This is a genomic window from Ascidiaceihabitans donghaensis (assembly GCF_900302465.1).
Lineage (GTDB): Bacteria > Pseudomonadota > Alphaproteobacteria > Rhodobacterales > Rhodobacteraceae > Ascidiaceihabitans > Ascidiaceihabitans donghaensis.
The window spans coordinates 2,731,331-2,743,905 of record NZ_OMOR01000001.1 but is presented as its reverse complement, the minus strand read 5'-3'; the positions used below and the strand labels follow the sequence as shown (position 1 = coordinate 2,743,905).

Below are 12,575 nucleotides of genomic sequence, written 5' to 3'. Positions count from 1 at the left end.
GCGCCCTCGCGCGTCTGTGTCACAGAGAGCAAAACAGACGATGAAATTTATCAAGCACAAGCTGGGGCGCCGGATCGTAGCCTATATGATTTTAGCGTCTGCAGTTTTTTCGGTTTTCGCGGCGGCGTTCCAACTTTTGACGATTTATGAAAATGGCTTGGACCGGGTGCGCGATGAATTTTCCGAAGTAGAGGGAAGTTTTCAAGCCGGGTTGGAAAGTGCGTTGTGGGAATTCAATTTCTCTCATGTTGATGTGTTGGTTGACGGCATTTACGCCCAACATGATGTGATTGCTGTGACCCTTGTCGCTGAGACAGGCCAACGGTTTGAGCGGGGCGCTATTGGGTCGGGCGAAGTTCTGGTTGAAGAATTTCCACTGTCTTTTGAACGCAGTGCAGGGGATGTGGCGCCTGTGGGGATTCTGCGTGTCACCGCGAGCTTGGAAAATGTGTATGATGAATTGTGGTCGCAAGTTATGGTTTTGCTACTGACCAATTTCGTCAAAACCTTGATTGCATCGCTGATCATGTTCTGGATATTCGACCGGATGGTGTCACGCCATCTGCTGTCGATCACCGGCAGATTGCAAGAAAAGGGCGGTTTTGACGCTGAGAAGAAAATCGTGTTGGATCGCCCCAAAGTCTACAACGATGAATTGGATCTGATCGTTGACGTTATCAACACCAGCCGCGCCACGGAACAATCCGCCAATGCCGAAACCCTTTTGCTGCGCAACCGGCTTGAGACCGTTCTGAACACCGCAACGTCGGGAATTATTGCGCTGAACGCCAATGCGGAGGTTGTGATGGTCAACCCGACGGCGCGACATCTTTTGGGAGGCGTATCGCGGGACGTACCTTTTGCTTGGCCTGAATCGATTCAATTTCTCGATGTGGAAAGCATGACACCTTTGGACGCCAGTGCCGACCCGATCCGGCGGGCTTTGACAGGTCATAACTTGCGTGCTGAAACCCATTTGCTGAGCAGGGTCAATTCCGACGAAGTGGGCCGCTACGTGCGTGTCCAATCCGGCAAGCTGGAACATGCCCGCGATGATATCAGCACCGTTCTGGTCGTGGATGACGTGTCAGTGGGCGAACGCAACCGTCAGGTTGTGGAACGCAAAAGCCGGTTGGATGCCTTGGGGCAACTGACAGGTGGCATCGCCCATGACTTCAACAATCTTCTGGCCTCCATGCTGTACGCCGTTGATCTGGCGCGCCGTCAAGAAGACAAGGAACGGCAAGGCGAGCTTCTGGATATTGCCAGTGCATCTATCGGTCGGGGTCGTGAATTGACGTCACGTCTGTTGGCATTTGCTAAAAAGCAACCCGGATTGGCCACATCCCGCAGCATTGGCCCGATGTTCGAAGAGTTTGAAAAGCTTGTCGGTCCGATGATCGAACAAAACCTTTCGATCACATTCGTGGTCGATGCGCCCGATTTGCAGGTTTATTGCGACCATGCCCAACTTGAAACGGCTCTGATGAACCTGGTTCTGAACAGTCGGGATGCGATTTTGCGCAGTGGTGTGGGACATTCCATCAAGGTGCACGCGCGCTCTGTGTCATTGCCGCAGCCTGTCCTGTTGCCCACTGGAAACCTGACTGAACCCCTAGAGGTCACCGAAGCGGCTGCATCAGCCTACCGCTACACCGAGATTTCCGTGACCGACAACGGCCCTGGAATGGATGAAGAAACCCGTGCGCGTGCAGCTGATCCGTTTTTCACCACCAAAGAAACCAACTCAGGCACCGGCTTGGGATTGTCTATTGTTTACGGCTTCGTGAGACAGGCAGATGGCGATTTGCGCATTTACTCCGAAGAGGGCGTAGGCACGACGATCAATCTGGTTCTGCCGCGGGGCACAGAAGCGGGCCCGCGTGAAGACCCGATGCCTTTGGATGTGCCAATGGCAGGCACAGGCCAGACGGTGATGTTGGTCGAAGATGAAGCAGATTTGCTGAACGTGATGGTCGAAGTGATCAAGGATCTGGGGTTCTTGGTTGTGTCGGCGCCCTCAGGCAACGTCGCAATTGACATGATTGATGCAGGGCAAAATTTCGATGTTCTGTTAACAGACGTCGTCATGCCCGGAAAAATCGGCGGCTTTGAACTGGCGCGAATGGTGCGGGCGCGCCATCCGGAAAAGCCGGTTATTTACATGTCCGGCTATACAGGCTTCACATCGCAGGAAATGGGCGAAGTCCAAGCCATGCTATTGCAAAAACCGACTCCACCCGTTGAATTGTCCGCGGCATTAAACGCGGCGCTTGCCCCGGTTCCGAAGCCTCCGTTGTTATAAAGGGTTGGTTAGTCGACGTTGATGGTCTGACGCAACTGCCCGTCCAAACGCCCGAAGATCAAGATCTGGTTTTGGTCGGTGACAACCGCGTACCAATCGTCGCCTTGGGTAAAGGCCAAGGCAGATGCCCCGATGGGCAGCGTCACGCTGGCAGGCAAGTCCGGCTTTGATCCAGACAGTCGCGTGACAAGCAGGCCGACCACCACTACAACGCCCAAAAGCATCGTGGCGGTCAGAACGGTTACAAGTCTGCGTAGAAAGCGCAGGTTGGCCGGTTCTGGCAGGTTTTCTGGAAGGTTGTCATCCATGTCTGAAACATCCGTGCGGTTTCGCATCGCCGAAGAGCCCCCGGCACGTCTTGATAAGGCGGTTGCGCGGGATGTACCAGTGGACGCGTCTTTGTCGCGGTCGCGTTTGTCCAAATTGATCGCGCAAGGTGCTGTTTCGGTGAATGGCGTGGTGGTCACAGACCCGCGGGCGCGCGTAACAGAAGGGGCAGACGTTCAGATCACCGTCGAGGAAGCGGCCGAAAGTCACATCCTGCCGGAAGACATTCCGCTTGAGGTGATCTATGAGGACGCCGACCTGATCGTGGTGAACAAACCCGCAGGCATGGTCGTTCATCCCGCGCCGGGCACCCCGTCGGGCACATTGGTGAATGCATTGCTGCATCATTGCGGCGACGATCTTTCGGGCGTTGGCGGCATGAAGCGTCCGGGCATCGTGCACCGTATCGACAAGGAAACATCGGGCTTGCTGGTGGTCGCCAAATCCGATGCGGCCCACCACGGGCTGGCAGCCCAATTTGCCGACCACTCGTGTGAACGCTATTACAAGGCGTTGGTGTTTGGCGTGCCCGACGCCAATGATCCCCGGTTGCGCGGGGTCAAAGGTGCAAATTTTGAATCCGGCAACATCCTGAAAATCACCACGATGCTGGCGCGTCACAAAACGGACCGTCAACGCCAAGCGGTCCTGTTCCAAGGTGGCCGCCATGCCGTCACTCGCGCCCGTACCGTGCAACAGTTTGGAACGCCCGGTGTTTTGGCGCTGATGGAATGCTGGCTTGAAACCGGACGGACGCACCAAATCCGTGTTCATATGACCCATGCGGGCCACGGGCTTGTGGGCGATCCGACCTACGGCGGCAAACGCAAACTGCCCAAAGGCGCGATTTCCGAGGCAGGTTTGGTGGCACTTGCGGCGTTTGATCGCCAAGCCTTACATGCGGCCGTGTTGGGTTTTGTGCATCCTGTATCAGGCGAGGCCATGCGCTTTGAAGCGCCTTTGCCGGGTGATATGGCAGATTTGCTGGCGGCGCTGGGCTAAGCGCCCCATGTCGCGGGATCAAGGTTAAACAACGCGGCAAGCTGCGCGTAAACCTGCGGCTCGTCACGCTTCAACTGCTCGGGCTTTTCAAAGAAAACCTCGACCGATGTGGCAAAGAATTCCTCGTAGCCCGTTGCGCCGTAAGGGTCGATCACGGTTTTGCGCCCCGCTTGGGTTTCGCTTGAGTGCCGCTCAAACGCCGCAGCCATGACGCGCCCCCATTCGGCAAGGCTTTGGCCGTCGGGCAGCACCGGAATGCCGTTGGTTTTGCCAGTCATATCGTCAATCTGATGGGCAAACTCGTGCAGAACCACGTTGTGCCCGTCCTCATTGTTCAACGCGCCTTGCGCACTGTCGGCCCATGACAGGATCACTGGGCCACCTGACCAGCTTTCGCCCAAACGCACGGTTTCTGCTTCACGTACAACGCGTCCATCGTGGGTGATGTTCTTGGACTTAAAGGCACTAGGGTAGATAAGAATGGTGGTGAGATTGCCGTACCAAAGGTCTGTGTTCACCACCAAAAGGCAGGCCTGCGCGGCGATGGACAGGCGCATTTCATCCGTGACGTCCAACCCGTTGCAGCCACCAAAATCGACCTGATCCAGAAACAATGCGATTTTGCCGTCAAGTTTGGTCCGCGTTTCTGGCGGCAACTTGCCGATCATCGGCACATGCCGTGAAATAAGCGCACGCTGGGCGTCGCTGAGCCGGCTTTGTAATAAATCGCGCTGTTTTTGCGCCGTATGGCGTCGCCAAAAGAAAATCGCGGCAAAGGTGCAGATCGCAAGGACTAAAAACAGGGTCATGGTGGCTTTCTTGGGTCTGTGAACGTGGGTTTAACGAACTGTTAAGACCTCTATGGTCAGTTCCCGGCGTTTTGTCACGAACAGCACATGCGCGTGAGCGCAGTGTCACAGCTCTGGTACATTTGGGGTGCAAGGGTAATATCAGTACAAGATGTCATCGGCCTACTTGAAACAGGTCAATGGCCCACCCATATCGATGTTAAGCCCATAAACATGGGTCTCCAAAAACAAGGAGGGGACAGAACATGGCGAATTACGCAAACCTACCGGCACCTACACCAGAAGGCGGTCTGAACCGCTATATGCAGGAAATCCGCAAGTTTCCGCTGCTGGAACCGGAAGAAGAATACATGGCCGCCAAGGCTTGGGTCGAAAAAGAAGACACAGCGGCAGCCCATAAAATGGTGACATCTCACCTGCGATTGGCGGCGAAAATTGCCATGGGCTACCGTGGATACGGTTTGCCGCAAGCCGAGGTGATTTCCGAAGCGAACGTGGGTCTGATGCAAGCGGTGAAACGCTTTGATCCCGAAAAAGGCTTCCGTCTGAGCACCTATGCAATGTGGTGGATTCGCGCGAGCATTCAGGAATATATCCTGCGTTCTTGGTCCTTGGTAAAGCTTGGCACAACGTCCGCGCAGAAGAAGTTGTTCTTTAACCTGCGCAAAGCCAAATCCAAGATCGGTGCGCTGGAAGACGGGGACATGCGCCCCGAAAACGTGAAACGCATCGCTACAGATTTGGGCGTGACCGAAGCCGAAGTGATCAGCATGAACCGCCGTCTCAGCGGTGGGGATGCATCGCTGAACGCGACTGTCGGCTCTGAGGGCGAAGGCACGATGCAATGGCAAGACTGGTTGGAGGACGAAAGTGCCGACCAAGCAGGCGATTACGAGGCCAATGACGAACTAACGGTGCGCCGCGAAATGCTGGCCGAGGCAATGGACGTGCTGAACGACCGCGAACGCGACATCCTGCAACAGCGCCGTCTCAGCGACGAGACGGTCACGCTTGAGGATTTGAGCGGTCAATACGACGTCAGCCGCGAACGTATCCGTCAGATTGAAGTGCGTGCTTTTGAAAAGCTGCAAGAACGCATGCGCAGCTTGGCGAAAGAAAAAGGCTTGGCTGTCAACGCGTAAGCCTTCGCCCCAAACGAAAACCGCAAAAGCCTCGATCCTAACCGGTCGGGGCTTTTTCATGTCTGGGCTTAGTGAGGACCAATCCCGAAAGAACGGTTTTGCATCCCACGAATGGCCTATCGTTTGTCGCAGGCGCTTTTGGGCTTAACCGTCCAATGACGTACCGGACCGCAGCCCCTAGACCCGCCGCGCCACACAGGCTACGTGTTGCGCTAACAGTGACCCAAAAAACGAGACTTGCTATGTCCAGCCACGGCGCCCCAATTCCAATGATTTCCAAACCTTGTGGGCCGTTGACTGGCACAGCAGAGGTGCCCGGCGACAAATCAATCTCGCACCGTTCTTTGATCCTTGGGGCAATGAGCGTCGGTGAAACCACCATTTCGGGCCTTTTGGAAGGGCAGGACGTGCTGGACACGGCCAAAGCGATGCAAGCCTTCGGGGCAGACGTGACAAATCATGGCGGTGGCAACTGGTCGGTGCATGGTGTCGGGGTCGGCGGCTTTGCAGAACCTGAAAACGTGATTGATTGTGGCAACTCGGGCACGGGTGTGCGCCTGATCATGGGGGCTATGGCCACCTGTCCGATTACGGTTACATTCACAGGCGACGCCAGCCTGAACGGTCGTCCTATGGCGCGGGTCACTGATCCTTTGGCCTTGTTTGGATGTCAGTCTGTCGGGCGCGAAGGCGGTCGTTTGCCCATGACGTTGGTGGGGGCGGCGGAACCGATCCCTGTGCGCTACACCGTGCCAGTGCCTTCGGCCCAAGTGAAATCTGCAGTGCTGCTGGCGGGTCTGAATGCGCCCGGCGAAACAGTTGTCATCGAACAAGAAGCCACACGCGATCACACGGAACGGATGTTGGCGGGTTTTGGTGCTGAGATCAGCACCGAAGTGACAGACGCAGGCCGCGTGATCACCTTGAAAGGGCAACCAGAGCTGCAAGCGCAGAAAATCGACGTGCCGCGTGATCCGTCCAGTGCGGCTTTCCCTGTGTGCGCGGCCATCATCACGCCAGGTTCTGATGTGTTGGTGCCAGGGATTGGCCTGAACCCGACGCGCGCCGGATTGTTCACCACGCTGCGCGACATGGGCGCTGACCTGACCTATGAAAACGAACGCCTTGAGGGCGGCGAGCCCGTCGCAGATTTACGCGCCCGTTTTTCGCCCGACATGAAAGGGATTGATGTCCCGCCTGCGCGTGCGGCCAGTATGATTGACGAATACCCCATCCTGTCGGTGGTGGCGAGTTTTGCAAAGGGCAAAACCCATATGGCTGGCGTTAAAGAATTGCGCGTCAAGGAAAGCGACCGCATCGATGCAATGGCCGTGGGCCTGCGAGCCAATGGAATCGCGGTTGAAGATGGCCCCGACTGGTGGACTGTGACAGGGTTGGGGCATGGTAATGTGCCGGGCGGTGCCACATCTGCCAGCCACCTTGACCACCGTATCGCCATGTCCTTTTTGATCCTCGGGATGGCCGCCAATGCACCGGTGAGTGTGGACGACGGTGGTCCGATTGCGACGTCTTTCCCGATTTTCGAAGGCCTTATGGGGGGCTTGGGCGCGGACGTGTCGCGCACATGAGCCAACCTTTTACAGTGGCCATTGATGGTCCTGCAGCCGCAGGCAAAGGCACAATCTCAAAAGCGGTGGCTGGCCATTTCGGGTTTGCGCATCTTGATACCGGCCTTCTTTACCGCGCTGTAGGGGCACGTGTTCTGGAGGGCGCACGCGCTGAAGAAGCGGCTGCTGCTTTGTGTGCTGAAGATTTGGGCGGTGACACGTTGCGTACCGCAGCTGTCGCGCAAGCCGCCAGCAAAGTGGCGACAATCCCTCAGGTGCGGGCCGCTTTGGTTGATTTTCAACGCAGTTTTGCACGACGGGCAGGGGGCGCTGTTCTGGACGGTCGTGATATCGGCACGGTCATTTGCCCTCAGGCGGAAGTGAAGTTATTTGTCACTGCCCGCGCAGAGATCCGCGCCGCGCGCCGCTACGAAGAGCTAAAGACCAAAGGTGGCGTGGACAGCTTCGAAACTGTGTTGGCGGATGTGCGTGCCCGTGATGCCCGTGATGCCGACCGCACACATGCGCCGATGGTGGCTGCAGACGACGCAATTCTGGTCGATACTTCGGATCTTTCGATCGCTGCAGCCGTCGCAAAAGCGATTGCAGCCGTTGACGATGTGCGCGGTTGATCACGTCGCCACAGACAGCCGCATCGCCCGTCTGACATATCTTTCACTAAAGTTTGCATCGCTAAGATAAGCCGCACAGCCTAGTCTGGTCTTACACAACCGAAGGGATAAGCGATGCGTGGATTTTTGTCAGTCTGTGTGATGGTCTTGGGAACAAGTTGGGCGGCAGCACAGGAAACACCCGCACCTACGGCCACGGAACCTGCCATGACGATGGACCGTTTGGGTCAGATTATTCTGGCGCTGGACCCTGACGCAAATTTCATTGGCAACGGGATTGATCTGGTGATCGAAGATATTCCGGTCATTGTAATCGCTGATCCCACCGCCAACCGCATGCGTGCCATGGTGCCTATCCGGTCGGCCGAGGGTTTGGAGCCGGAAGAATTAATGCGTTTGATGCAGGCGAATTTTGATTCCGCATTGGATGCGCGATATGCGGTGGCGCGCGGTCGTTTATGGGGCACCTTCATTCATCCATTGTCGTCCTTGGAAAAGGACCAGTTGATTTCTGCGCTTATTCAAACTGTCAACGTCGCCCGAACATACGGGCAGTCGTATTCGGGGGGCGCTTTGACCTTTGGCGGTGGAGACAGCAACGGAATTTATCAAGAGCTGTTTGATGAGTTGCGCAAGCGTGGTGAAGCGTTGTGAGTGATATTCAAATGAGCTGCGCAAGTTTTTGATTTAGGGGGCGCTGCCCCCGTCCTGCGGACTCCCCCGAGGTATATTTTCCAAGATGAAAAGCGGGGGCTGTTCCCTTGTCCTCCGGTATCGCTTTGTAGGCTCTGGACGGGTTTTAATTCGATGAAGCGCCGACGCCCCATTTGCTTTGGGGCAAGGGTTTGGCAGATGAAGTTGAGCGCATGGCCCCCTTGCTTTAGGTGGTTTCATCCCTTATACGCGCGAGCGTCAGTAAGGTGAACACACCGCGGACGTTGCAGCATACAGGGGTCGGAGTCTTCCGGCCCTCTTTGTTTTTCGTCCAAAATTCGTTCATTGACCAATTCGCAATCCAAAGACCGGCGGAGACAACCGCACGGCCCGAAAAACAAAACGTAGATTAGGAAAAACACGCCACATGGCAAATATGATGGATGAGTTTGAAGCGCTCTTAGAAGAAAGCTTCGAAATGGACACACCCGATGAGGGTTCTGTTGTCAAAGGCAAGGTTATCGCGATTGAAGCGGGCCAAGCCATTATCGACGTCGGCTACAAGATGGAAGGCCGCGTTGAGTTGAAAGAATTTGCCGATCCCGGCGAAGCCCCCAAAATCGAAGTTGGCGATGAAGTTGAAGTCTTCTTGCGTCAGGTCGAAAACGCCCGCGGCGAAGCGGTTATCTCTCGTGAGATGGCGCGCCGTGAAGAGGCATGGGACCGTCTGGAAACAGCTTACGCTGGCGAAGCCCGCGTTGAAGGTGCGATCTTTGGTCGTGTCAAAGGTGGTTTCACTGTGGACCTTGGCGGCGCGGTTGCGTTCTTGCCCGGTTCCCAAGTGGATGTGCGCCCTGTGCGTGACGCCGGCCCATTGATGGGTCTGAAGCAGCCATTCCAAATCCTGAAAATGGACCGTCGTCGTGGCAACATCGTTGTGTCCCGTCGTGCCATCCTTGAAGAATCACGCGCTGAACAGCGCGCTGAGGTCATCGGCAACTTGGCCGAAGGTCAGAATGTTGACGGTGTGGTCAAGAACATCACCGAATACGGTGCGTTTGTTGATCTGGGCGGCGTTGACGGCTTGTTGCACGTCACGGACATGGCATGGCGCCGTGTGAACCACCCTTCCGAGATCCTGACAATCGGCGAAACAATCGCTGTTCAGGTCATCAAGATCAACAAAGAGACACACCGCATCTCCTTGGGCATGAAGCAGTTGCAGGAAGATCCATGGGATCTGGTTGCCGCGAAATACCCATTGGAATCCACACACACAGGCCGCGTGACCAACATCACCGATTACGGTGCCTTTGTTGAGCTGGAAGCGGGCGTTGAAGGTCTTGTCCACGTCTCTGAAATGTCCTGGACCAAAAAGAACGTCCATCCGGGCAAAATCGTGTCTACGTCGCAAGAAGTCGAAGTCATGGTTCTGGAAATCGATGGCGCCAAGCGTCGCGTTTCCCTTGGCCTCAAGCAGACTATGCGCAACCCATGGGAAGTGTTTGCAGAAACACACCCTGAGGGCACAGAAGTCGAAGGCGAAGTCAAAAACATCACCGAATTCGGTCTGTTTGTTGGTCTTCCCGGAGACATCGACGGCATGGTGCACTTGTCCGACCTGTCATGGGACGAGCGCGGCGAAGATGCGATCCAGAACTACCGCAAAGGCGACATGGTCGGCGCGGTTGTGTCCGAAGTCGACGTTGAGAAAGAGCGCATCAGCCTTTCCATCAAAGGTGTCGGCGGCGACAAGTTTGCAGAAGCAGTGGGCGGCGTAAAACGCGGTTCCATCGTGACTGTGACTGTGACTGCGATCGAAGAGGGCGGCATCGAGTGCGAATACGAAGGCATGAAATCCTTCATCCGTCGTTCTGATCTGTCCCGTGACCGTGCCGAACAGCGCCCTGAGCGTTTCTCGGTTGGTGACAAGGTCGACGTGCGCATCACAAACGTGGATGCAAAATCCCGTCGTTTGGGTGTGTCGATCAAAGCACGCGAAATCGCGGAAGAGAAAGAAGCTGTGGAACAGTATGGTTCCTCCGACTCCGGTGCGTCCTTGGGCGACATCCTGGGTGCGGCGCTGAAAACCGGCGACGAGTAAGCTTTTCGCTTTTTAATCTTGGGCCTCGCACGGAAACGTGCGGGGCCTTTTTTGTGCACAACGCGCGGCCCCCACGGGGCGCACGCCCATCTGGGTTTCTGTGCAGTTGGGAACAGAGACACATCAAAGAGTGACTGTCTCTGATTGCCCGAATCAAACAGGTGGTATGGTGGCGAAGCTACCGCTTCTTCTCAAAAATTGCTGAAAATGAACGCAAGGTGCCGCGAAACCCAAAAATTATCCGGCAAAAACACGCTGGACCTGCTTTCACTCTATTCCCGATTTCGGAAAATCTGCTTATAGTCGAATGGATTACACATAAAACATCACTGCTCCGGGGGGAACACCAATATGATCCGGTCTGAATTGATCCAGAAAATCGCGGACGAAAACCCACATCTGTATCAGCGCGACGTGGAGCGTATTGTGAACACCATTTTTGACGAGGTGACCGCCGCCATGGCGCGTGGGGATCGTGTTGAATTGCGCGGCTTCGGTGCATTTTCCGTCAAACAGCGCGATGCCCGTGTGGGACGCAACCCACGCACCGGTGAAACAGTGAATGTTGAAGAAAAACATGTCCCGTTTTTCAAGACCGGTAAGCTGTTGCGGGACCGCCTGAACGGAAAAGCATGATGCGTTACATTCGCTACGCCTGCATTGCACTGTTTGCGCTTGCTCTGATCGCGGTGGCTTTGGCCAATCGCGCGGCGGTCACTTTGAAAGTGCTGCCAAATGAGGTCGCCGGCCTGTTTGCCGTCAACCCATCCATAGAAATGCCTTTGTTTGTTGTCATTTTTGGCGGTATTCTTGTGGGCCTTTTGGTGGGTTTTATCTGGGAATGGCTGCGCGAGTTTACTGTACGGTCTGAAGCTGCCAAGTCAGCGCGTCAGGTGCGCCGTCTTGAACGTGAAGTTGATCGCCTGAAGGGCGAAAAGCACGAAGGCAAAGACGACGTACTGGCTTTGCTTGATAAAGCTGGCTGACACACAGATGTCTAATCAAATTGCGGTAAAAATCTGCGGCGTGACGCGGCCTGCCGACGTGGACGCCGTGGCCGCGGCTGGCGCACGGTACCTTGGCTTCAATTTCTTTCCGAAATCACCGCGCTTTGTGTCTTTTGAGATGGCACGCGATTTATCCGTCGATACCCCGGTCGGAGTGGCGAAAGTGGGGCTTGTCGTCAACGCGGATGACGCGATGTTGCAAGATTTGACAGATAAGGTTCCGCTGGATTTTTTGCAGCTTCACGGGTCTGAAACCCCTGAACGCGTTGCGGAAATTCGGGCGCGGTTTGGTCTTCCCATTATAAAGGTGGTGGGTGTTGCCAATGCCGCCGACGTGAATCGCATTGACAGTTATGAAGCGGTCGCGGACCAGATTCTAGTTGACGCGAAAGCACCCAAGGATGCGATTTTGCCCGGTGGAAACGGTTTGGCATTTGACTGGGGGCTGCTGGCGGCACGCAAGTACTGGCGCAAGCCATGGATGCTGGCGGGCGGATTAACGCCCGACAATGTGCGGCAGGCAGTTTTGCGCACGGGTGCGCGGCAAGTTGATGTTGCTTCTGGCGTTGAAAGTGCTCCGGGTGTGAAGGATGCGGATGCCATCCATGATTTTGTGAAACAGGCGCAGATCCCATGAAGTTTAAGCTAAGCGTTGTGGTTGTGATTGTTCTGGGATTGGCGGCTTTGTTAACGAACCCGTCGCAGAACGAAGTCGAAGCGCAGATTGAAGCGCGTCTTTTGGCAGAAATCGATGCGTTTGATCCAGGCACACAACAAGAACCGGTTTTGCAACTGATTGCTGGCGCATGCCAGCTGGGGCGCTCTGCCTGTGCGGGGGTCATACGGTCTTTGATGGATGTGCAAATGGACGATCGCTGGTTTTATTCAAAGATCGATATCCGTTTTGGGCGCGATCATGCACAAAGCTGCATTGGCGTATTCTCAAAGGTGGTTTGTCGTTAATTCTGACGGCCTTTGTAACGAATTTTGCACCCAATCGCTTTACCCCGATTGCCGTTCACGCT

General features: G+C 55.5%; 13 protein-coding genes. 11 read left to right on the top strand and 2 right to left on the bottom strand.

The annotated features are described in order from the left end of the window. Positions 1-40: 40 nt before the first annotated feature. On the top strand, positions 41-2,305 hold the full coding sequence (locus ASD8599_RS13685) for an ATP-binding protein (protein ID WP_108829050.1): 2,265 nt from the start codon (positions 41-43) through the stop codon (positions 2,303-2,305). Positions 2,306-2,313: 8 nt separating this feature from the next. On the opposite strand, the gene ASD8599_RS13680 is transcribed toward ASD8599_RS13685, so the two are convergent. Then, positions 2,314-2,613, bottom strand: a complete 300-nt coding sequence (locus tag ASD8599_RS13680) for a DUF6476 family protein (protein ID WP_108829049.1) — start codon at positions 2,611-2,613, stop codon at positions 2,314-2,316. Here ASD8599_RS13680 and ASD8599_RS13675 point away from each other — a divergent pair. Next, entirely contained in the window at positions 2,612-3,634 is a 1,023-nt protein-coding gene (locus tag ASD8599_RS13675) for an RluA family pseudouridine synthase (protein WP_108829048.1), read from the top strand. The genes ASD8599_RS13680 and ASD8599_RS13675 overlap by 2 nt on opposite strands. On the opposite strand, the gene ASD8599_RS13670 is transcribed toward ASD8599_RS13675, so the two are convergent. Beyond that, entirely contained in the window at positions 3,631-4,443 is an 813-nt protein-coding gene (locus ASD8599_RS13670; RefSeq protein WP_108829047.1) for a M90 family metallopeptidase, read from the bottom strand. The genes ASD8599_RS13675 and ASD8599_RS13670 overlap by 4 nt on opposite strands. Positions 4,444-4,688: 245 nt before the next feature. Here ASD8599_RS13670 and rpoH point away from each other — a divergent pair, with 245 nt between their 5' ends. The 9 genes from rpoH to ASD8599_RS13625 all read left to right on the top strand — a co-directional run bounded on the left by rpoH (position 4,689) and on the right by ASD8599_RS13625 (position 12,513). Continuing rightward, positions 4,689-5,585 (top strand): RNA polymerase sigma factor RpoH, encoded by an 897-nt coding sequence (gene rpoH, locus ASD8599_RS13665; protein WP_108829046.1) that lies wholly within the window; start codon positions 4,689-4,691, stop codon positions 5,583-5,585. A 242-nt stretch (positions 5,586-5,827) separates the two neighbouring features. Next, complete coding sequence (aroA, locus tag ASD8599_RS13660; RefSeq protein WP_108829045.1) at positions 5,828-7,174, top strand: 3-phosphoshikimate 1-carboxyvinyltransferase; 1,347 nt, start codon at positions 5,828-5,830, stop codon at positions 7,172-7,174. Next, positions 7,171-7,785, top strand: coding sequence for a (d)CMP kinase (locus ASD8599_RS13655; protein ID WP_108829044.1), 615 nt, complete (start codon positions 7,171-7,173; stop codon positions 7,783-7,785). Before aroA ends, ASD8599_RS13655 begins: the two co-directional genes overlap by 4 nt. A gap of 114 nt (positions 7,786-7,899) precedes the next feature. Then, the gene (locus tag ASD8599_RS13650; protein WP_181364488.1) at positions 7,900-8,439 is read left to right on the top strand and encodes a polysaccharide deacetylase family protein; all 540 of its coding nucleotides are present in this window, start codon (positions 7,900-7,902) and stop codon (positions 8,437-8,439) included. A gap of 427 nt (positions 8,440-8,866) precedes the next feature. Next, on the top strand, positions 8,867-10,543 hold the full coding sequence (rpsA, locus tag ASD8599_RS13645; protein WP_108829043.1) for a 30S ribosomal protein S1: 1,677 nt from the start codon (positions 8,867-8,869) through the stop codon (positions 10,541-10,543). 351 nt (positions 10,544-10,894) lie between these two features. Beyond that, complete coding sequence (ihfB, locus tag ASD8599_RS13640) at positions 10,895-11,179, top strand: integration host factor subunit beta (RefSeq protein ID WP_108829042.1); 285 nt, start codon at positions 10,895-10,897, stop codon at positions 11,177-11,179. After that, on the top strand, positions 11,179-11,529 hold the full coding sequence (locus ASD8599_RS13635; RefSeq protein ID WP_108829041.1) for a LapA family protein: 351 nt from the start codon (positions 11,179-11,181) through the stop codon (positions 11,527-11,529). Before ihfB ends, ASD8599_RS13635 begins: the two co-directional genes overlap by 1 nt. A 7-nt stretch (positions 11,530-11,536) precedes the next feature. Continuing rightward, complete coding sequence (locus tag ASD8599_RS13630) at positions 11,537-12,187, top strand: phosphoribosylanthranilate isomerase (RefSeq protein WP_108829040.1); 651 nt, start codon at positions 11,537-11,539, stop codon at positions 12,185-12,187. Continuing rightward, positions 12,184-12,513, top strand: a complete 330-nt coding sequence (locus ASD8599_RS13625; RefSeq protein WP_108829039.1) for a hypothetical protein — start codon at positions 12,184-12,186, stop codon at positions 12,511-12,513. The genes ASD8599_RS13630 and ASD8599_RS13625 overlap by 4 nt, the downstream gene beginning before the upstream one ends. The last annotated feature ends 62 nt before the right edge of the window (positions 12,514-12,575 follow it).